Genomic DNA, 20,656 nt, shown 5'->3' with positions numbered 1-20,656 from the left:
TGCCATCTTAGCAGAACCCGCAACAGGTTAGCGTCTAGCCCGTGTGATAGATGGCTAGTGGGTTGTTTTGTAGATGGATGAATTTATTTCTGTGTATAGTTTTTGTATAAAATTAGCAAATTGAGTAAGCTGTCAAAAAGCAATTAATGAGGCGATTTCCATGCGCGAGCGCGGCAGAACACGACGTTTATTGGGTCTGGGTGCCCGCACTGGCGGGGCGTTGCTGAAAACTCGTCTAGGTGGTCAAGCTGATTGGCGGGCGCTTGGTGAAGCGCTGTTTGAAGGGCTTTCGGAGTTAAAGGGGCCGGCCATGAAACTGGCGCAGGTTATGTCTCAGTGGGATGACCTGTTGCCCCCAGACCTAGCTAATGAGCTTGCTCGCCTGCAGCGCCAGGCAGAACCTATGCCGTGGCCGCGTATCCGTGACGCGTTGGTACTGCAATACGGCGACATTAACCAGTATTTTAGCCATATAGAAGAGCGCCCGTTTGCCAGTGCTTCCATGGGGCAGGTGCATAAAGCCGTCACCCATGAGGGTGAAACCGTGGTGCTGAAAGTGCAGTACCCTGGGCTTGCGGATGTGTTGGAAAGCGACCTAAAGCAGGTAAAACGAATCATGGGGTTGGGCCGCTGGTTCAAAGTGCCCCAAGCGCGTTTGGATGCGTTGTTTGAAGAGTTAGCGGCAGGGCTTCGTGAAGAATTGGATTATCACGCTGAAGCACGAGCGCTGGCTCGCTATCGCGAGCGGTATCAGGATAACCCTCAGTTAGTCATACCCGAACCACTGTTTGAGTTATCCGGGCAGCATGTGTTGGCGATGCGTTACGTGGGTGGCACACCGCTGCGGGATTTAGAAAACACCGATGATGGCACTCGTCAGAAAGTGGCCGTGGCGTTGGCTGATTGGATAACCGAGGAGCTGTTCACCTATCGAGAGCTGCATGCCGATCCCCATGCCGGTAACTTTGCGGCGGATGCTGAAGGGCGCTTGGTCATCTACGATTTTGGTGCGGTCATACCTGTGCCTGAAGCGCGTCTAAAAGCCATGATGCAGTTATTAGATGCCACCCTGGCGCAAGATCCGATGGCAATGGATGATGCGTTAATGAAAATGGGCGGCCGCCAGGGGCAGGGCGCGCCGCTGGCTCTTTATCGAGAGTCCGCTGAGTGCGTGTCACCCCTATTCTCCCCTGGTGAGCAGGACTTCAGCGATGTGCGGGTACACCGCCGCCTGCGCGAGCTAACGCCAAAAGTGTGGGCTGCCATGGATCGGCTGCAGCCGCCTGCGGATACGTTGCTGCTCTCCCGGGCACTGAATGGACACTATTGGAACTTAGTACGTCTGAAAGCGCGTCTGGATATGCATACGCGCACCGAGCCGCTGCTAGCCTGGGCGCGTAGACCATAACTAATTGCCGCTGCGGGAGCGCCGCCTGTCATGCTAGACTATTGCGCTTTTCAATCGCGTTTTGAAGACAGTGGAGACGGCAATGCTGGCGGTATGGGTCGATCAACTGCTGGGATTTGCCTCTGGGGCACTCTCGGCAATTAGGAAACAGGAACACTACCCCGATTTTATGACCTGGGTACGTGCCGAAGGCGCAGATTCGTTTAATGGCGATGTGGCAACTGCCCAGGCGCTTGCGCCTATTTTATGGTCGCAAACGCCGCTAGAGCGGCTTAATTTTGCGAACGAACCATTGGCCACCCCAGGGCGTAACGAGCCTTGCTGGTGTGATTCAGGGCGTAAATTCAAACAGTGCTGCTACCGCGTTGACTTCCCCACGGATATTCCTGAGCAGATGATGTGGATGCTTTCCCTGCGTGAGTGGAAAGGCGCTACGCTGAAAGCGGCGCTGGAAAGTCAGCAAGCACCTGCCCAGGCGTTATTAGAAGCCGGGCTAATTGCTGCTGAAAGCGGTCAAACCGGTCGTTCAATGCAGATTCTTGAGTCACTGTTCGACGGTAGTGATTGGTCGCGACTGCCGGAGCAGGCCGAGCCTGCTTTCGAAATTCTGTTAGATATCTATCAAGAGCGCGGGTTTACCCGCAAACGTGCTGACCTGCTTGATGACGTTATGGAACGCGGTCCACTGTTTTTGCGCGGCGTGGCGCTTGAGCGGTTGTGCCTCATGCACCTGGATAACGATGACTTAGACAGCGCTCGCGCTGCGTTCGTGAAAGCCCAGCAGGCACTACCGGACTCACCGACGCTAGCCTACATTGAAGCCATGTTGCTGCTGCATGAAGGTCATGAGGAAGAGGCCAAAGAGCGAGCTAACTTCTGGTACCGTCGCTTGGTTCGCCAGGGCGACTTGGATGAAGAGCAGCTCGAATTCCTGGCTGCTCTAGCTGAAAATCCTGGTGCCACCTTGGCCGACCAGCTGTTGAGCGCCGAAGAAGATATGGCGACGCCGCTAGTATCGCTACAGGCGCTGTTGGCGTCACTCCCTATCGCACCCAAGCTTACCATTGAGCAAGATGCCGATTCCGGTAGATTGCACTACACCACCACCGCTCGTGAAGAAACCCTGTTTGCGGCTTGGCACGAACAGTTTCAAGTCATGGTCGATGAAGAGGTCGCCTTGGGCTTTCGCGATGACCCCTGGGGCAACGCGATAGAGTGGATGTCTGAGCTATGTGCCCACCCAGAATGGTTAGATGCGCCCCAGGTAGTGCAAGATTTAACGTTAGCGCTGACCAGCCGCTTTGGTAGCCTGCCGTGGATGGCGCCGAGCCTGCTGGAACCCCTGGCACTGCGCCTTTCTCGCTGGTTAGAACAAGCCCGTGCAGCCGGTGACGGCAGCCTGTGTTGGGATGATGCCGATAACGCCATGCTGCTGCGTACTGGCCTTGCACTGGTGGTGGGCATGGAGCGCGGAGCGCGCCAGCACTCACGCGAGTTGGCTGAAGAGCTGCTAGCTATAGATCAGGAAGATAGCCTTGGGTTGAGAGAGCTAGTGCTTGACCAATTGCTGCGGGATGACCGCAATGAAGAAGCGTTAGCGCTCACTGATGAGCCACAAAAGGACGATGGTTCTTTAGAGCTGGGGTTATTGATGGGCCGTACGCTGGCGCTATATCGGTTGGAAAACCACGATGCCGCCGAAGCAGCGTTGGCGGATGTGATCGCCCATAATCGCTATGCGCTTGAGCTTTTGTGTGCAGAGAATCCACGGCCTTCTATGCCCCATGCGGATGGTCAGGTAGATCCCGGTTCCCGTGCGGAAGCGTGGCAGTATCGTACGTTGATGCGTGACCAGTGGCGCACCACGCCAGGCGCGCTGGCGTGGTTGGCGGATCATCGCTAGTTTTATTTTGCTTCTGCGATCACTGGGGTAGGCACCAGTTGCTTATCTCGGCTGATCCAGATGGCTAGCAGAATGGCGGGTAAGCCGAGCAGGGTAGCCACTACGAAGAAGGTGGCGTATCCCTGAGCCGTGACGACCAGCCCGCCAAAACCGCTCAAAAATTTTCCTGGTAGCGTCATTAACGACGAAAACAGTGCGTATTGGGTGGCGGTATAAGCCCGCGAGGTTAAGCTGGAAAGAAACGCAATAAAGACAGCGCTGGCTAAGCCGTTGGCAAGGTTGTCGCCAATAATGGTCACTACCAGCATAGGAAGCTGATTACCTATCAATGCTAACGCGGCAAACAGCAGGTTGGTCACCATGACAAAGCCTGCGCCAATGATTAGCAGTGGCCCAATGCCGTAGCGAGCGACCAGCAAGCCGCCAAGAATTCCCCCCGTAATACTCATGGCAATACCAAAAATATTGGTGACGTTGGCGATAGTGGCCAGCGAAAAGCCTAAATCGATATATAGCGGATTTGCCATAGAAGCCATGGCAAGATCACTAATTCGGAACACCGCGATAAAGATTAAAATGCCCAACGCCTTCACCCCATAGCGGCGGAAGAAGTCGGTAAAAGGACACACAATGGCACCAATCACCCAAGCACCTAGACGCCGCAAAACTTTCGGTTGGCCACGGCTGGCACGAATGAAGGCACGTACCTTGGGTTCGTGAATGAGCTGAACAGTCAACGATGCGCGCTTTGGTTCAGGTCGAATGAGTACGGTAAGTACGCCAATACCCACAAGCGCAGCCATGCAGAGATACGCTGCGTTCCAGGAAATTGCGGATGCCACATAGAGCGCACCTGCGCCTGCCGCTAACAGCCCCCCGCGGTAACCGATAATGTAAGTAGAGGCCATCGCTGCTTGTACGTCGTCATCTGCAGATTCGATGCGGTACGCGTCAATGGCGATATCCTGGGTGGCCGAGCCAAAGGCTACCAGCAGCGCAAAGGTCGCTACCCAGCCTAAGTTGCCTACCGGGCTTACTCCCGCCAAGCCAATTAGCCCTGCTGCAATCATCCCCTGGGCAAGCAGCATCCAGCCACGTCGTTGGCCAAACGTGCGGGTCAAGATCGGTAGTGCAAGTCGGTCAACGATAGGCGCCCAAAAAAACTTGATTGAGTAGAGCATGCCAATCCAGGCGAAGAAGCCAATCGCGGCAACTTCTACACCGTCACTGCGTAGCCATGCAGAAAGGGTTGAGAACACCAGTAAAAAAGGCAGGCCTGCAGAAAAACCTAGAAACAGCATGGTGATGACAGGCGCGCGACAGTAAATACCGAGCGCATCCAGCCAGCTGCGCTGGGGAATAGGGGTGGGCATGTTGATTAACACTCCAGGAAAGAAAACGTCTGCATCGAGGCCCGCTAAAAACCGGTCAGTGATAGACTAGGCCTGATATCCATGACAAAGCCAGTAGCTTACCGGAGAGGAGTTTTCAATGTCGATTACAGCCCATCAAGTAGTCACTTTACACTACGTGTTAAGCGATGTGCTTAGCGATGGCAGTACCCGCGTGCTAGATGACTCCAACGCGCGTGATAAGCCCTTAGAGTACCTCCATGGACACGATAATATTTTGCCCGGTTTAGAGAGAGCCTTGGAAGATAAAGCCGCCGGAGCTGAACTGCGCGTCACGCTTGCGCCTGCTGATGCCTACGGCATCCGTAATGAAGACTTGGTGCAGGAGGTGAGCCGTGCGTCGTTTGGCAGCGCGGTGCTCGAACCGGGTAGCCGTTTCCAAACAGAAGGTGAAGCAGGCCCGCAAATCGTTACGGTACTGAGTATCGATGGCGACATGGTGACGGTTGATACTAATCATCCGTTGGCTGGCCATACGCTTCGTTACCAGGTAAATGTATTGGATGTGCGTGATGCGACCCGTGCGGAGCTGGCCAAAGGCCACCCCCTGCCACCAGGAACTGAACACAGCAAAGTAGAAGATCGAAAAGTGCTTTAGTTGTAATTTCTAGGGGTTAAGAGTTTCAGATGCTTTAAATTTACAAGGACCTTAAATTGGCAGGGGCTTTAAATCGTCAGCGTGCTCAAAATTGACCGCGTATTTTAAGTCTTCAGCGTACTTTAAGCGTTAAAAACTGACCCATATCAAGTTCCTGACAGGCCGCAAATAACCCCTCTGAAAAGCTTGACCCAGGTCAGCTTCCTGCTGGTGTTAACGCACTAGGATGGTGTCATACATCACGGCGGGAGGGGATCACCATGTACTGGGATGATACTGTTATTTTCGGTCTAGTTACTGTCGCGTTAATGATCGTTTTTATGATTGGTTGGGTAGGCTTTGTCGTACGTGACCACCTTCGTAAGGATGAACGTAAAAAGCATTAACGCCGCTTGTTGTGATAGTCGTCAGGGGAGGGGGCTTGCTTTAAATAGTGAGCTTCCTGTTGCCGGCCCATTTGGGCCGGCTTTTTTTGTTCGTTAAAAACTGTTTCCGAGTATTCACGTTAACCGTCTGGTAAAGTACCTAGCAGCACAATAAGGCATTACACCGCTAGGAAACCGTTTGCCATGAATGCTGTTATTTCAATCGTTGCCATACGCTGCTGCGCTTCTCATTATCTTAAAGCTGGTGTCGCCTGCGTCCTACTATTACTTAGTTGGCTATCAATGCCGGTCTATGCTCAGGCATTAAGTGTGATTAATGGCGAAAAAACCACAACACTCTCTATTAACGAGTTACGCCAACAATCTACGATTACACTGTCTGTGTTTGACCCTTTTCAAGGGCGCGAAGTAGACATGCATGGGCTTGAATTTCGTCGTTTCCTGATTAATCAATTTGGTGAAGTACCCCCCGCATTGCATTTTACGGCATGGGATGATTACGAAGTGACGTTAAGTGGCTGGAATGACCCCAAGTGGTTAATGGTCACGGAAGAGGATGGAGTGCCACTTACACTGCGTTCGCGTGGCCCATTACGACTAGTGGAACAGGCTTATGATGAGCAGCGTGATATCGAAAACCTGCGTGAATTCAACGACTGGATATGGATGATTCGCAGCATCGAGGCCCGGTGGTGATTATCGAACCACCACCTTCTCCACCTCCTATACCATCGCTACCTCCCGATCCTATGACTAGGAAGAGACGCTATGTGACCTGGTTGTCATTGAGCTTAATGAGCTTTATGGCGTTGATGGTGGTGATTGTTTACGAAGCACGCTGGGTATATCCAGAAATACAGGCGTATTTCAGCCAAACAGGCAATTTGACAGGGCAGCAATTGGCGACCAGGTCGCGGGGCTATTTACAGCTCGCTCAGCAACATTTGTTAAGCGAACAGCCCTTTGAAGACGAGCAACGACAAGCCGTTAGGCTCAATCTCGATATTGCTTATGGGCTAATTGATGTCGAGGTATACCGCCAAAAGTACAGTTGTACGCAGGCTAGCTTACAAACCTTAAACTTGCTCGCAGAACGCCTGAAAGAGTATGCCGTGACACCATTTGATGCTGCGGCTGAACTATTGGGGCCAATTGATTGTTTAACGAGCATTGAAATGAACCAGCTCGACCTGCGTGGCATGGCAATTAATGAGTTTTCTGAAAGTACACGCCGACATAATCAGGTGCTGACCTATTCCAGTATGGTGATTTTTGCACTAGGGCTACTGTTTTGGGGAATGCATGAGCGACAGCTGCGGCGCACAGAGCGCGCCACGGAGCAGACAATGGTCTGGATGCAGCAAGCGATGCGCGATCCGTTGACGGGCATAGGTAACCGCAGTGCGCTTCATCAAGATGTCGCCGCCAAAGAAGGGGCGTCGCTTGCCTTGATCTTGGTTGATATCGACTTCTTCAAGCAGTACAACGATTCGTTGGGTCACCCCGAGGGTGATCAGCTGTTACGTCGCCTGGCAAGCCTTCTTAAACATGTGCTTGGTGAAGGTGCAAAACTATACCGGTTAGGTGGTGATGAGTTTGCTGCAGTACTGCCTTGCGATGATGACGCGTTATTGGTTGATTACTGTGATCAATTGACGTCTGCTCTAGAGCAGGCTGATTTCAAACATCCCTCGCATCCGGACAATGAAAGAGTAACGTTGAGTATTGGGGGGGTGCGATTTATAGCAGGGGAGACAACCTTTCCAAGTGCTTACGAAGCCGCTGATAAGGCGCTTTATCAGGTAAAGAGCGCAGGACGTGATGACTGGCATATCAGCGAAGCCGCATAACATCTTCATAAAGTGGTGCCAAACGACCTAGCAGGTCATTGCGTGCTGACAGTGGAACGCCTTCACGCCGCATGGCGTCATCTAAATACTCTACAACGCGGTTAAAGTGAGCGTCGGTAATTCCCATCGTTTGGTGGGCGCGATCCATAGGCGGGCCATCGTAGCGGCAGGGGCCGTCGCTGATATCGCAAAGCTGAGTGGCGAATGATTCAGCAAACAAATCAATGTTGGTATTGGCGAAGTAGCCAACCACATCTTCATCCTCGGCAATACGATAAAGTAGGTTTTCAACAATGGTGTTTATCGCCGATTGGCCGCCAATTCGCTCATAAAGCGTAGCGGTATTGTTATGCTGAGCGCAGCCCAGCAGAGATAGCATGCTTGACATTAAAAAGATAAATACTATGCGCTGAGCAGCAGTGCCTAATAACCCCATGTCGATTCCTGTTGTTAATAAAAGACTTTTTAATTAAAGTTTAATCAATGTCAGTTTAATAAGCGGCTTGCAAGGATAAATAACCGCCCTGCTGGGAAGGAAGGCCTGCAATGTCACCCAAGTCTAACCATGCGCCTGTTAACGATACATGCTTATTAAAGAAGTAAGCGCTGTACAAGCTTTGCCAGTCCTCTTCTTGGGCCACGCTGAGGTTGTCAGGTTTTTGACGATACTCGGTGCCGACAACCCAGTTAGGTGTGATAAAAACGCCTAGGCTGCCTTCTGCCATCCACGCGCTTCCGCCTTGATCACCGCCAAAGCCCAGTAAGCCTCCTTGGTTAGCTGACGTATTGCGTAGCGTCCCATTGAGCAGCACATTACGACCTAAAAAGGCATTAAAGAGCAGTTTGCTAGCACTTAAATAGGCATCAGTGCCACGGGTGTTGTCAGCACCTAGTGCGGTGGGTACTGTGCCGTCGATCAATCTTTTGTGCATCACTCCCGCACTCCAGATGCCCCAGGGGTGGTAAAGCACATCGCCAAATAAACGTATTTTGGCAGCGTAGATATCTTGCTCCAGTTCACCTCCTAGCGTGGTGAGTTCAAAGGTTTGGCGTGCAATTGAAAGCTCTAGCCTGTCCTGGACATTAACGCTAGCGCTGGTGACGCTTAATCGATAGTCATCGACCCACGCCCGTGTTGTGGAAACCGTCGCTCCCAGTTCGTTATCGCTGGCGGTGCTGGTCAACACCGCCCATGGTGAAAGCCCGCCACCAGCAGCACCTTCTATCGCACTGACGGCACCGGTACCCAAAATGCGACTTCCCGCGCTGCTGGGGATTGCCGCCAGTAGGGCGCTTGTTGCCGCTGCTACCAGTACCAGGCATCGAGAGGATGAGTAATAACGAAACATAGCGATACTCTGTGCGTAGATTAGCGTGTTGCCAGGGATGGCAGCACTAAGGAAGGAGTGTCCGCTAGCCAATTAAGGACGTCATCGGCCGGCATTGGTTTGGCTATCCAGTAGCCTTGTAGATAGTCACACTGAAGTTTGCACAGTAATTCTGCGGTGGCGCTGTTTTCGACGCCTTCGGCAACAGTTTTTAGGCCTAGGTTATGCGCCATCTCGATAGTAGAGCGCACAATTGTGAGGTCTTCTTCTTGGGTATCGAGTTTAAGAACAAAGGATTTGTCGATCTTTAATTCATCAACGGGGAGTCGTTTAATCTGTGCCAGGGATGAGTAGCCAGTGCCGTAATCGTCAATAGCGATCTTCAAGCCCTGCTGGCTAAGCGCTAGTAGGGTTTCAGTGGCGGCATCTACGTCTTGCATAACGGCACTTTCGGTGACTTCTAAGGCAAGCTGGTCTGGGGTTAAATTGAAGCGGTGTAACAATCCGCTGATGCGCTTAGGCAGCGTTGAGTCGATTAAGTCACTCGCTGACAGATTAACCGCTACCGATAGGTGGTTGTCAGCGCACTTCCAGCGGTGAAGCTGTTCACATACATGTGCCAGCATCCAGTTCGATAGTAAGCCTATGTTGCCTGAGCGCTCAGCGAGGCCGATAAATTCGTCAGGGGGGACAAATCCTAGCGTAGGGTGTCGCCAGCGCATCAGTGCTTCGAATTGACATACCTGCCCACTGTGGGTGTCCACTTTAGGCTGGTAAGCCATCCATAGCTCACTGTTTTTCACTGCTTCTTGAAGGTCGCGAATCAGCATTAATTGGCGTAGGTGCTGCTCTTCTTGACCTTCGACGTAGCTTTCATGGCTGTGGCGATGTCGGCGGGCTTTGTCGAGTGCGATATCCGAGCGCCGAAGCAGCAGTTGCGGGGTGATGCCATGGGCGGGATAGTTAACTTCACCAGCGGAAATCGACGGCACAATAGGTGATTTATCGAGATTGATAGGTTGGTTGAGTCTGCTCATCAGTTCAGTGCGGGTAGAGGTATCGCAGTAGGGTCTTTCAATAAGCAGCATGAGTTCATCGCCATCTAAGCGATAGGCTTTACTTACTGGGGCGGGCAGCTGTTGCATCCGCTGAGCTAACGTGACAAGCAGATGGTCGCCAAGGGCATAGCCGAAGGTGTCGTTAATGTCTCGAAAATCATTGATAGCGAAACGTAGCAACGAAAATGGTTGGCCTTTTTGAATTCGCTTAAATATGTCTTCTAATGCGCTAACACGATTGGGTAAATCGGTAAGCATGTCATGCCGCGATTGGTGATGAAGCGTGGCTTCACGCTTAGCAATATCTTCCTGCATGGAAAGCAATGTCGTTGCGAGCAGATCCGTTTCGGCGACTGCCGCCGCCCCAGGGATACGGCCAACATGCTCTCCTTGACCGATACGTTTGGCTGCCAACGCCAGAGCGATTAGCGGTTTGCTGATACTTCGGGCGCTCCACATGGCCACTGCCAACGTGAGTAGCAGCATTAGTGTGACAATTCCAATCAGCTGCCACTTAAGGTGTTGATAAGCCCCCAGTAGCTCGTTCCGAGACAGCTGAAGCAAGGCATATGATTGATACTCCGGGCTTTCTAATAGCTCAGACGCGTAGGACAGGTAGTTATTATTGTCAGACATTTGACTATGGGTGGTATAAGCCCCGCCCATTAGCTTATCGCCATGGCCGCTCATGAGGCGCTTAGCCAACTGTTCCTGGTGGGAACTTGCCAGATAACCGACATCGCCGCTGGCATCGTAGGTGACGATACTGATATCCAGGCCGGTAAGCGCATTAATTTCCTGGACGACTTCCTCATCAATTAAAAAGCCCATACCGACCCAGCCAATTAAGTTGGGGGCACGAACGGGCATCAGTACGAATTCGTAGGGTTCACCATTGCCGATGACTACACCGACACCATGACCATTTTGCTGGGCGCGCCCAAATAGTTCTGGAAAAGGCATTGTGCTGCCTTGTTCATGGTGGCTGCTGGCAAGTACATTGCCTGCTAAATCACTGAGCATCACCATATCTGCCTGGGCGCGGTCACCATGATTAGCGAGCACCGAGTAAAGGGTGGCGGTATCTTTCGTTGCTACGGCACTTTTGAAACCAAAGTCGTCCGCCAAAATTGCTACATTACTGCGCAGTTGTTCACCGCGAATATCTAGCAATTGATGTAACACGCGAGCACCGACCTCTAAGCGTTGGTTGCCTTTCATCAGCGCATCATTTTGTGTCGCGTGTAGGAACGCTGCACCTGTCGCAATCTGTGAAATGATGACGACCGCCAGTAGCACTAGCATTAAGCGCGTGCGAAAGCGCATAGTGACCTCTGAGTGTGAAGGCGCTTACCATCGCGCCAGACATCAATCCTTGTGCGTGGCATCACGGAAACGCTGTTGCAGCGGTGAGATTGTGCTCGGCTGTGGTGGAATTGCATTCAGTTCTAAGCTAACGGTTAGGTTATCCGCATCGCTGATATCACCTTCCCACCATACCTCTTGGCTATCGTCCATGCGGCTATGCCACACTCGCATTCTATGGACACCTTCAGGCAGCTCTGGCAGCGTTAATGTACCGTTGCTGTCGGTAAGTGCAGCGTAGGGCGCATCGCTAACCACGATAAATGCTTGCATGCTGTCATGAATATTGCAGCCCAGTACCACTACGCCAGCCTGATCAAAATGAATAGGCGGTGGTGTTTCGCTTAAATACAGCTCCAAGTTAAAGATCTTCGCCGGTGAAAAAGAGAAGACGTGGTGGCGCGTGGTGTCTTCATTGGGAAACGCTACATAACTATCGGTAGGAATAGTAAGAACTTGAGGGTGAAAGGCAGCATTGCGCTGAACAATGTGTTTTGTTTGTGCTGTCGGTGCTGTGGACGACTCAAAATAAACCTCAACGACTGCGTTTTCTAACGGATTGGCCGCTGCATCGGTCACACGGATATCTGCAGCCTCAGCGTACAGGCTGAGTAGCATTATCAGGCTGCCCAGTGCCCAAGTGGTAGGGATTCTTTGGCAGCCATTAATTGTTGTGAGCATGAGGCGGTACCTAGGTAAGAGAAAAGTATGAAAATAATGATTCTTTTATACCGAAAAATCATATCAACATACCAACGATAAACTCACATTGGTTAAAAAAAGTAAACAATGGGAAAGTGACGCTTAGTCGGTGGTTTCACGTGTGCTTCGGGGCTAGGATTGTTTTTGAAACAGCGTTTGATAACCTTCCTAGAGATTAATCAGGAGTCCTGTGATGAACAATGAAGCCGATTCCCTGCTGAATAAACGGCGTTCACGCCGCCAAGTGCTAGCAAGCTTAGGGCTTGGTGCCGCCGCGTTATATGTTGCTCCTACGCTGATATCCATGGGGCAAGCTGAAGCGCGTGAACATCACCATTCTCGCTCTAGTTACTCGCGACCCAGCTACTCACGGCCGAGCTATTCAAGACCGAGCTATTCAAAATCTAGGCATTCACGCCCACGCTATTCGCGCCCTTACTACTCTCGCCCACAGCGCTCTCGTTGGGAGCGAGATGGTGTAATTGAGATTCGCATAAGTCGTTTATTACCTCGCTGGTAGGGGGTGCCGTGGCTACGCCATCGATTACTGTCGATTATGCGCTGGAAAATCTTGGCCCTTGCGTGCGCTTAATTGATGCAGAGCATCTGCTGCCAGTGATTCATCAGGCAATGCCTGGCTGGCGGCTAACCCCCTGTGAGCCTCAGCAGTATGCACCTGCTATTTGTGTTCGGCAGCACCCTGATGATTATTGGCAGGAAGCGCCTGCACTACCGGGTGGTATGTTATTAGATACACCCGCAGGAACCGCTTGCAGTGTGATCGCTGATCTAGCAGGTGCCTATCTGCGTCACCACCCTGAGCATATCGGGCTTCACTGTGGGGCAGTAGAGGTTAATCAACAGTTAGTGATATTTCCGGATAGTCACCGGGCGGGTAAAAGCACCCTCACCGCGGCGTTTGCCGCAGCTGGTTATCGTGTGTTTGGCGATGATGTGCTGGCACTCAATAGCTGTGGTGAAGGTATTGCGTTGGGCATTGCACCTAGGTTGCGTTTGCCGTTGCCGCAGAATCTAGCGTCTGAGTTTCATCAGTTTGTTGCTAACCATCTAGGGCCTCATGATGATCGCTATGGCTACTTAGCGCTAAACGAGCAGCAGCTGGCATCTCATGGGGTGCGTTGTCCGCTAGGTGCCATACTCCTTATTGAACGCGATGAAACGATTAGTGAGCCGCAGCTTGTTCGTCTGCAGCCGGGAGATGGGCTCTGGCAGTTGCTGCAGCAAAACTTCGCGGAGCATGAGTCAGATCAGACGTTGATTGAGCGCTTTTTGCCAATCTTAAAAGGTCTGCCGTGTTTTTTAATGCGTTACCGAGATGCTTACGCAGCGACAACGTGGCTGACAACCCAGATAAATAGCGATGGGTTTCTTAATAGCGCCATGGCGACAGAGCCGTGTTGTCGTCAAACCAAGCCGCAGGCGTTCAAACAGAGCCATGTGCTGGCACCAAACGACACGCGCAGGTGGCAAATCAGCCAGGTGGCTCATGAGTTTCCATTGGGTGAAGAGCTGTTCGTCATTGCTAAAGAGGGCGGTGAAATTCATCGTTTGAATGTGACGAGTAGAGCAGTGTGGGCGCTGCTGCAGCATGAGCCATTAAGTAAAGATGAGATTATTGATACCTTAGTGACATTTTTTATTGGTGCTAGCAGGAAAAGTGTAGAGCGGGATATCTCCCATTTATTGGGTCAATTAGTCAGCTTGGGGGTAGTTCAGCCTGTCACCGATTAGCGCCAATCATCTCGCCATGCTTTTAGCACCCGTTCTGGATACCACGTTTGCCCTAGGCTTCCATTATAACGAGCCAATGCGCGAGTGAAATCACCGCGCTCGACGGCAAGGTAGTGAGCTAAAATTGTGCAGCCGTAACGCAAATTACGATTTGGATCGCTAAGGTTGTCCATTGGCAGGCCAAGCTCTTCGATCCAAAAAGGCATAATTTGCATGAGTCCTACGGCGCCAGCTGACGAGACCGCATCAGATTTAAACGCGCTCTCTACTTGGATCAGTGATAGCACAAGTTCAGGGGGTAAACCGGCTAAGCGGGCTTCCTGATACAGCCGCGTCAATAACTCATAGCGCTCAGTGGGCTCGCGGATAAACCGTGAAAGAGGTGCATCCATACGGCTACGCCACTGTTGCAATTGCCGCTGAGAATAGGACGTTTGTTGATGAGCAGCGTCAAAAGTTAGGCGCAGTGGTGAAGCCACTGCGCTGGCTAAAGGCAAGGCAGCGATCACAATGCTGCCTGCCAAAACCCACTTGTTAACCCAACGCAAATGCCACGCTATTGCGCCCAGCAACATGAGAGCTTGCCTTACTTGTTGTTATTCAGACCCGCTTGATCGCAAAGGAAATCGACAATTTGATCGGCAGCAATCATGGTCGCTTCGCTATCTCGGCGGCCTTTGTATTCCAGTTCGCCGTTATCCAAACCGCGATCACCAATCACTAAGCGGTGGGGCACACCCATGAGTTCCAGATCAGCAAACTTGACGCCGGGGCGAGTGTCGCGATCGTCAAGCAGTACATCTAATCCCGCTGCTGTTAGCGATTGATAGAGACGTTCGGACTCTTCGCGCACACGTTGGGATTTGTGGGCATTCATGGGCACCAGCGCCACTTGGAAGGGGGCGATAGCGTTTGGCCAGATAATGCCTGAGTCATCGTGGTTTTGCTCAATAGCGGCAGCCACTACGCGGGGAACGCCGATACCATAGCAGCCCATCCATGGATGGCTGGTTTTGCCGTTGTCACCCAATACTGTCGCGTTCATTGCTTCGGAGTACTTTTGTCCAAGCTGGAAGACGTGGCCCACTTCAATGCCGCGCTTGATAGAAAGCGTGCCTTTACCGTCCGGCGAAGGGTCACCTTCTACAACGTTACGTAGATCGGCAACTTGGGGCAAAGCCACGTCACGCTCCCAGTTGATGCCGAAATAGTGCTTGCCATCGACGTTTGCGCCAGCACCAAAGTCACTCATTAGCGCCACACTGCGATCAATAATGATCGGCATTTTTAGCCCAACCGGTCCAAGTGAGCCAGGGCCAGCGCCAACCACCGCACGGATTTCTTCTTCGTTTGCCATGGTTAGTGGGGCGGCTACCTGGGGCAGGTTTTCAGCTTTGACTTCATTAAGCTCATGGTCACCACGGATTAGCAGAGCAATCAAGCCACCTTCAGCGGCATGCACCATCAGCGTCTTGATGGTTTTCTCAATGGGCAGGCCATGCTGCTCTACCAGGGCGGCAATTGTCTTAGCGTTCGGCGTATCAACCAAATTCATCTCTTCGCTGGGAGCTGCGCGTTCGGCGTTACTGTCTAGTGGCGCGGGAAGGGCCTCGGCTTTTTCCATATTAGCGGCGTAATCAGAGGCGTTGGAGAACACGATGTCGTCTTCACCTGAGTCGGCTAACACGTGGAATTCATGGGAGCCAGTGCCGCCAATTGAGCCGTTATCAGCAATTACAGGGCGGAAGTCGAGACCTAGGCGGGTGAAGATGCGTGAGTATGCATCGTACATCGTCTGGTAGGTCTCTTTGAGAGAGGCTTCATCCAGGTGGAAGGAGTAAGCATCTTTCATAATGAATTCGCGAGAACGCATCACCCCAAAGCGAGGGCGAATCTCGTCACGAAACTTAGTTTGAATTTGGTAGAAATTAATCGGCAGCTGCTTGTAGCTGGCAATCTCTTTTCGCACCAAATCGGTAATGACTTCTTCATGGGTCGGGCCTACGCAGTAGTCACGTTCGTGGCGATCTTTCAGGCGCAGTAGTTCCGGACCGTACTGCTCCCAGCGGCCAGACTCTTGCCACAGGTCAGCAGGCTGCACGGCGGGCATTAATACTTCCTGAGCGCCGGCACGGTTCATCTCTTCGCGGACAATGGCTTCAACCTTACGCAGCGTGCGTAGGCCAAGAGGCAGCCACGTATAGAGGCCAGAGGTAAGACGACGGATCATACCGGCGCGCAGCATTAACTGGTGGCTGATGACTTCAGCGTCGGCCGGAGTTTCTTTTAATGTCGCAATCAATAATTGGCTGGCGCGCATGGGCGTGAGCATTCCTTGTTGGTAGGGGTGATGCTTAATCGTTTAGTAACGTAGCGCTTAAACTAGCGTTGAATGCGGCATTGTACGGCTAAGCGAGTTAGGCGGCAAAATCCTACGTTAACAGCTTGGCGTGTGTTGGTAAGCAAATGTGTTAAACTCGCCAAGTTTTGTGGCTCGATAGCAACGGTCAAACAACAGAATCATCTCCGGCTATCGGTACGTTAGGACTTTGAGGGAACCTTCATGCAGCAAGCAGTACGCCGTTGGTTAACGGGGGCCATTGTTGGTGTCTCCATTGTAACGTTAAGTGGTTGTGGAACGCTTTTTCATCCTGAGCGTAAAGGACAATTAAGCGGTAATGTTGACCCAGTAGTGGCTATCGCCAACGGTGTAGGGCTACTGTTTTTTATTGTGCCAGGCGTTATTGCTTATGCCGTGGATTTCTCTAATGGCACTATCTACTTACCAAGTGCGAGCAGTGCATCGGTAGATATTCACCACTTAGACGACGCTATGGACGTAGCTTCGCTAGAGAAGCTACTGTCAGATAAAGCGGGAAAGCCGGTTAGTTTGGAAAACGAGTTACTGATGATGGAAGAAGTGGCCAGCCTAGACGAGGCGTTGGCCATGGTTCGTATGTCAGGTGTACTGGATGAAGAACGCCTCGCCACGATGTAGCGTGCAATGATAAAATTAGCACAAGTTTATATAGCCAAGCAGATACGCCTGTGCTGATAAAACGCCCCCAGTAGACAAACTCTCTTGGGGCGTTTTTTTATCGTATCGCTTTTATCACATTGATAACATGCCTCTAACGATGTGGAGCCTTTGTCAGCTTTAGAACCACCAAGCCCGCCACAAGCCCCCAGAACGCGCCACCAATTCCCAGTAAAGTAATGCCAGAGCCGGTGAGTAAAAAGGTGATAATGGCGGCGTCTCGTTGCCCACTGTTTTCAAATGCATTAGCTAACCCACCACTTAATGTGCCAAGTAACGCTATACCTGCCAGCGACATGACCAGGACGCTGGGAAGCGCATTGAAAACACCGGTAACCGTGCCCCCAAAAATACCCATCGCGATATAGAACACTCCCGCCGCAACGCCTGCTGTATAGCGCTTGAGGGGATTCGCATGGGCATCAGGACCTATGCATACCGCTGCGCTAATGGCCGCCATATTGAATGCATAACCACCAAACGGGGCGAGCAAAAGCGTTGCACCCCCTGTCCAACTGATGAGCGGCGAACTGTTTGGCTGGTAACCTGCTGCCCGAAGCACTGCCACGCCAGGTAAATTTTGAGTGGCCATGGTAATGACAAACAGAGGGATGCCAATGCTGATCAGCGTTGTCATCGAAAAGGCGGGTGTAGTAAAAACGGGGACGGTAGGTGCTAGCGGAATACTTTGTACGTTAAGTTGACCCTGCCAAAGGGCAATAGCAATGCCGGCTAGTAGTACACCAGGTACCGCGAGCGTTGGCCATAGGCGTCGGCCTGCTACCCAGGCGGCTAACATGGCCAGTGGTAGTAGCCATTGGCTTTCCATGACGTTAAACAGCGCTAGGCCAAAGCGCAACAGAATACCCGCCAGCAGTGCAGACGCAATTGCACTGGGGATGTGGCGCATCAGGCGTTCGAACAGTCCTGTTACACCGCATAGCGTAATGAGCAGCGCGGAGAACAGGAAAGCGCCAATGGCTTCTTCAATTGGAATACCGGGAAGGTTAGTCGCCAAAAACGCTGCGCCTGGTGTTGACCACGCTGTCAATAGGGGCATGCGATAGCGCAGCGATAGCCCTATCGAGGTAATGCCCATGCCAATGCCTAGCGCCCACAGCCAAGAACTGATTTGTGCAGTACTGGCGCCCGCAGCGGCTGCTGCTTGGAAAATAATCGCCGCTGAACTCGTGTAGCCGATGGTGACCGCGACGAAGCCTGCTGTTACGGTCGAGAGGCTAATATCTCGCCAGAAAGGGGTTTTATGTTTTTCTGTCGGCTGCAGAGTAGGCGGCGCCTCCATGGGGTTACCTCGTTTACGCTAGGTGGTGTGCGCTATAGCGCACAATGCTGTAAGGCTATCATTGTGCGCTATAACGCACAAGATTGACGTCATCGGTGTTCATCGCTGACCGGATAGGTAAACTACATCACTAAATTTTATGGAGAGCCGCATGGTGAGTGACCCTCATACCATTGCCGAACACATTGCGGAAACCGTCAAAAAGCTGCGTAAAGACCGCGGTTGGAGCCTAGACCGAGCTGCGGCTGAAACAGGTGTGAGTAAAGCCATGCTGGGACAAATAGAGCGTGGTGAGTCTAGTCCTACCATCTCAACGCTTTGGAAGATCGCGAGTGGTTTTCGGGTGTCGTTTTCAACCCTGTTTGATGGTGATAAACCTGCGTTAGGCGAACTTCACCGAGATGGCTGGGAGTCTGTTTGGGGCGATGATAGCGCTGGGATGCAAGCACGCCTGCTCTTCCCTTATGACCCGCTGCTAGGCTTTGAAATGTTTATGATTGAGCTCGCGCCAGGGGCGATCAGCGAGTCGTCTCCCCACGCCAGCGGTGTGGTAGAACACATCGTTGTTGTCGAGGGCGAAATGGAGCTGCGCATAGACGAGCGCTGGCAAACGCTGCGGGTAGGCGAGGGACTGCGCTTTTTTGCCGATCGCCCACACGCCATGCGAAACAGCGCTACGACGCGGCTACGCTTTCATGATGTGATTCACTATTTGCCTGGCGCTGCTTCAGGCGCTTGAGCACCGGGCACTTGAGTACCAGGTACTTGAGCACGTAGCCAGTTGAGTTCGTCAGCCCAAATGCTGGGTTCGACGGTTTCCAAAATCATCGGTATGTCATGAATGCGTTCGTCTTGCATGATCGTTGTGAATGCATCCAATCCGATATTGCCTTTACCTAAGCTGTGGTGGCGGTCTACACGGCTTGCGAAGGTGCTCTTGGCATCGTTTAAATGCATACCGCGCAAGTATTTAAAGCCAACCACCTTGCCTAGCTCATCCAATGTTGCCTTGGTGGCCTCGGCGGTACGTAAGTCATACCCAGCGGCAAAGGCGTGGCAGGTGTCAATACAAACACCGACACGGGTTTTATCATCAACGTGGGAAATAATTTCCGCTAAATGCTCGAAGCGCCAGCCAAGGTTGGTCCCTTGTCCTGCGGTGTTTTCAATCACTGCCGTGACGTCCTGTGACTGTAACAATGCTTCGTTGATGGAATCTGCGATGCGTTTCAGGCAGTCGGCTTCGCTGATTTTGTTCAGATGGCTGCCTGGGTGGAAGTTCAATAGCGTTAGGCCGAGCTGTTCACAGCGCTGAATTTCATCTACAAACGCAGCACGGGACTTTTCAAGCCCAGCGGCCTCTGGGTGGCCTAAATTAATCAGGTAGCTGTCGTGGGGTAAAATTTGTTCAGGGCCAAACCCATGGGTTTGGCAGGCCTGTTTAAACGCTGCAATAGCCTCGTCGGTCAGTGGTTTGCCTTTCCACTGCCGCTGGTTTTTGGTGAACAGAGCAAAGCCGTTTGCGCCGATTTCTACCGCACGGAACACTGCTTGATCTGCGCCACCCGCTGCGCTTACATGGGCACCAAGATAGTGCATAGTTTTCCTTAGGTAGAGTATTGGATATTGGCGAATTTAACCGTGTCGACGTCGATTATTCAAATAGCGTTGAAATGCTTCGGGCTCATCAGTAATCGCGCTGGCTATCCCCCATCCCCAGCGGCTTTCAAAAGCACTGGGGTCGTTGGCGGTATAGCATAAAATTTCATAGCCATCTCTGCGCATGGCAGCGGCCTGTGTGTGTTTTAAGCGCGGCCAATGAGGGTGAATACTAAATGCGTCGATGGCTTCACATTGGTCACGCCAGGTAGGCGGTGTACTGCCAAACAGTACGCCCAGTGCGAGCGTTTCTTTTGGTGCGATGCGGCGGCATCTAGCTAATGCCCGGGCATCAAACGAGGACACAATCACCCGTTCGGCGGGCAGTGTAGTTAATACGATGGGTAATACGGTATCAACTAAGGCAATGGGGTCACGGCCTTTGTTTACCTTGATCTCTAAATTTACCCCCATGTTGAGTTCGTTCAACAGCGTCAGCATGGCCTCTAGACTGGCCATCTTTTCACCTGCAAACGTATCGCCAAACCAGCTACCGACGTCAAGCTGTTGCGCATGCTGCCACGTCAGGTTAGCAAGCTCGCCACGGCGATCGGAGCAGCGGCTGATATCGCTATCGTGCCAAATAACAGGCGTGCCATCGCCCAGTAGCTGAACGTCCAACTCCACCCAGGTTGTCCCTGCTTGATGAGCAGCACGCACTGCCGTTAAGGTGTTTTCAGGTGCGGCGGCCGAGTATCCGCGATGGGCTATAAGTGTAGGCAAACAGATTGCTGGGTGCGTCATAGTCTGTCCGTTTGAGAGTAACCGATAAACATTGTTATCAACATTTTTAAGATAGTCTAGCATGGGCGCATGACAGCAATATGTCCTGCATGACTGGCTAATCGCTTGATTTAAGACGCACAACGCGGTTGGATAGCCAGTTAATATGTGT

The 20,656-nt window shown here is 52.1% G+C and carries 20 protein-coding genes; 10 read left to right on the top strand and 10 right to left on the bottom strand.

Annotation, left to right across the window (positions count from 1 at the left end):
• Positions 1-160: 160 nt before the first annotated feature.
• Positions 161-1,408 (top strand): ABC1 kinase family protein, encoded by a 1,248-nt coding sequence (locus REH51_RS00950; protein WP_009724610.1) that lies wholly within the window; start codon positions 161-163, stop codon positions 1,406-1,408.
• Positions 1,409-1,490: 82 nt separating this feature from the next.
• Positions 1,491-3,311 carry an SEC-C domain-containing protein gene (locus REH51_RS00945; RefSeq protein WP_009724611.1) on the top strand — a complete coding sequence of 607 codons (1,821 nt, stop codon included), beginning with the start codon at positions 1,491-1,493 and terminating at the stop codon, positions 3,309-3,311.
• A 2-nt stretch (positions 3,312-3,313) separates the two neighbouring features.
• On the opposite strand, the gene REH51_RS00940 is transcribed toward REH51_RS00945, so the two are convergent.
• Positions 3,314-4,684: an AmpG family muropeptide MFS transporter gene (locus REH51_RS00940; protein ID WP_234667761.1), complete on the bottom strand. Its 1,371-nt coding sequence runs from the start codon at positions 4,682-4,684 to the stop codon at positions 3,314-3,316.
• 118 nt (positions 4,685-4,802) lie between these two features.
• On the opposite strand from REH51_RS00940, the gene REH51_RS00935 reads away from it, so the two are divergent.
• From REH51_RS00935 to REH51_RS00920, 4 genes are all read left to right on the top strand, one after another.
• Positions 4,803-5,321: an FKBP-type peptidyl-prolyl cis-trans isomerase gene (locus REH51_RS00935; protein WP_009724613.1), complete on the top strand. Its 519-nt coding sequence runs from the start codon at positions 4,803-4,805 to the stop codon at positions 5,319-5,321.
• A 260-nt stretch (positions 5,322-5,581) separates the two neighbouring features.
• Entirely contained in the window at positions 5,582-5,707 is a 126-nt protein-coding gene (ccoM, locus tag REH51_RS00930) for a cytochrome c oxidase subunit CcoM (RefSeq protein ID WP_009724614.1), read from the top strand.
• Positions 5,708-5,890: 183 nt separating this feature from the next.
• Positions 5,891-6,403, top strand: coding sequence for a hypothetical protein (locus REH51_RS00925; RefSeq protein ID WP_009724615.1), 513 nt, complete (start codon positions 5,891-5,893; stop codon positions 6,401-6,403).
• 74 nt (positions 6,404-6,477) lie between these two features.
• Positions 6,478-7,557 (top strand): GGDEF domain-containing protein, encoded by a 1,080-nt coding sequence (locus tag REH51_RS00920; RefSeq protein WP_009724616.1) that lies wholly within the window; start codon positions 6,478-6,480, stop codon positions 7,555-7,557.
• On the opposite strand, the gene REH51_RS00915 is transcribed toward REH51_RS00920, so the two are convergent.
• Genes REH51_RS00915 through REH51_RS00900 form a run of 4 tightly spaced genes read right to left on the bottom strand, consistent with a single transcriptional unit; the run spans position 7,541 to position 11,989 of the window.
• Complete coding sequence (locus REH51_RS00915) at positions 7,541-7,993, bottom strand: group I truncated hemoglobin (RefSeq protein WP_009724617.1); 453 nt, start codon at positions 7,991-7,993, stop codon at positions 7,541-7,543. The two genes, REH51_RS00920 and REH51_RS00915, sit on opposite strands and share 17 nt — an antisense overlap.
• Positions 7,994-8,048: 55 nt before the next feature.
• Complete coding sequence (locus tag REH51_RS00910; RefSeq protein WP_009724618.1) at positions 8,049-8,906, bottom strand: DUF3034 family protein; 858 nt, start codon at positions 8,904-8,906, stop codon at positions 8,049-8,051.
• 20 nt (positions 8,907-8,926) lie between these two features.
• Positions 8,927-11,269 carry a bifunctional diguanylate cyclase/phosphodiesterase gene (locus REH51_RS00905; RefSeq protein WP_009724619.1) on the bottom strand — a complete coding sequence of 781 codons (2,343 nt, stop codon included), beginning with the start codon at positions 11,267-11,269 and terminating at the stop codon, positions 8,927-8,929.
• Between the two features lie 42 nt (positions 11,270-11,311).
• Complete coding sequence (locus tag REH51_RS00900; protein ID WP_009724620.1) at positions 11,312-11,989, bottom strand: cupredoxin domain-containing protein; 678 nt, start codon at positions 11,987-11,989, stop codon at positions 11,312-11,314.
• A gap of 214 nt (positions 11,990-12,203) precedes the next feature.
• On the opposite strand from REH51_RS00900, the gene REH51_RS00895 reads away from it, so the two are divergent.
• Positions 12,204-12,530 (top strand): hypothetical protein, encoded by a 327-nt coding sequence (locus REH51_RS00895; RefSeq protein WP_009724621.1) that lies wholly within the window; start codon positions 12,204-12,206, stop codon positions 12,528-12,530.
• An 8-nt stretch (positions 12,531-12,538) separates the two neighbouring features.
• A complete protein-coding gene (locus REH51_RS00890; RefSeq protein ID WP_498936642.1) occupies positions 12,539-13,762 on the top strand; it encodes a PqqD family protein in 1,224 nt (407 codons plus the stop codon).
• Here REH51_RS00890 and REH51_RS00885 read toward each other — a convergent pair.
• A complete protein-coding gene (locus tag REH51_RS00885; RefSeq protein ID WP_498936640.1) occupies positions 13,759-14,337 on the bottom strand; it encodes a transglycosylase SLT domain-containing protein in 579 nt (192 codons plus the stop codon). The genes REH51_RS00890 and REH51_RS00885 overlap by 4 nt on opposite strands.
• An 11-nt stretch (positions 14,338-14,348) precedes the next feature.
• On the bottom strand, positions 14,349-16,082 hold the full coding sequence (locus REH51_RS00880; RefSeq protein ID WP_498936638.1) for a proline--tRNA ligase: 1,734 nt from the start codon (positions 16,080-16,082) through the stop codon (positions 14,349-14,351).
• Positions 16,083-16,325: 243 nt separating this feature from the next.
• On the opposite strand from REH51_RS00880, the gene REH51_RS00875 reads away from it, so the two are divergent.
• Positions 16,326-16,760 (top strand): hypothetical protein, encoded by a 435-nt coding sequence (locus REH51_RS00875; RefSeq protein WP_009724625.1) that lies wholly within the window; start codon positions 16,326-16,328, stop codon positions 16,758-16,760.
• Between the two features lie 133 nt (positions 16,761-16,893).
• On the opposite strand, the gene REH51_RS00870 is transcribed toward REH51_RS00875, so the two are convergent.
• Entirely contained in the window at positions 16,894-18,102 is a 1,209-nt protein-coding gene (locus REH51_RS00870; protein WP_009724626.1) for a benzoate/H(+) symporter BenE family transporter, read from the bottom strand.
• Positions 18,103-18,253: 151 nt separating this feature from the next.
• On the opposite strand from REH51_RS00870, the gene REH51_RS00865 reads away from it, so the two are divergent.
• Positions 18,254-18,841, top strand: coding sequence for a helix-turn-helix domain-containing protein (locus REH51_RS00865; protein WP_009724627.1), 588 nt, complete (start codon positions 18,254-18,256; stop codon positions 18,839-18,841).
• On the opposite strand, the gene nfo is transcribed toward REH51_RS00865, so the two are convergent.
• On the bottom strand, positions 18,811-19,701 hold the full coding sequence (nfo, locus tag REH51_RS00860) for a deoxyribonuclease IV (RefSeq protein ID WP_009724628.1): 891 nt from the start codon (positions 19,699-19,701) through the stop codon (positions 18,811-18,813). The two genes, REH51_RS00865 and nfo, sit on opposite strands and share 31 nt — an antisense overlap.
• 36 nt (positions 19,702-19,737) lie before the next feature.
• Positions 19,738-20,505, bottom strand: coding sequence for a glycerophosphodiester phosphodiesterase family protein (locus tag REH51_RS00855; protein WP_009724629.1), 768 nt, complete (start codon positions 20,503-20,505; stop codon positions 19,738-19,740).
• Positions 20,506-20,656: the final 151 nt, after the last annotated feature.

This window comes from Halomonas bluephagenesis (assembly GCF_054790765.1).
This window is presented reverse-complemented; position numbering and strand designations above follow the sequence as displayed.